The following is a 403-nucleotide window of genomic DNA, read 5'->3' as shown; positions in this document are numbered from 1 at the left end:
GCCGGGGAGGGGGAGGGGGTCCCCCCCCCGGGCCGCCCCTCCGCGGGGGCGGCCGTTGGGTTTGCCTACCCCATACAGGGGCGGGGAGGCGGGGTTTTTTTCCGCCCGCCACTCCTGGACGATGCCGATGCCGGTGTTGGCGAGGATGACGTACCCGAACAGGCTGTCCTGGAACGGGGCGACGAACAGCATGATCAGCCAGAGGATGCCGATGATCGCGTTGAACCTGGTGAAGACGTTCGCGCGGACGATCTCGGAGACGCTGCGGCTGCTGCGTACGGGGACGTCGTTGACCTCGCCGCGGGCGACGCGTTCTGCCACTTCGGCGGCGGTGAGGCCGGGGGCGGGGGTGCGGGCGCCTTCGGGGGAGCCTTTGCCGGGTGGGTTGCCCGGGGTGGTGTTC

At 71.2% G+C, this 403-nt stretch carries 1 pseudogene; it reads right to left on the bottom strand.

The window, feature by feature from the left end:
• Positions 1-403 (bottom strand): annotated as a pseudogene (locus ADL01_RS46510) (cation-translocating P-type ATPase); the annotation flags it as partial.

Origin of the sequence: Streptomyces sp. NRRL WC-3618 (genome assembly GCF_001280005.1) — a bacterium.
Lineage (GTDB): Bacteria > Actinomycetota > Actinomycetes > Streptomycetales > Streptomycetaceae > Streptomyces.
The sequence above is the reverse complement of the archived record's forward strand: the minus strand, read 5'-3'. Positions and strand labels throughout refer to the sequence as shown.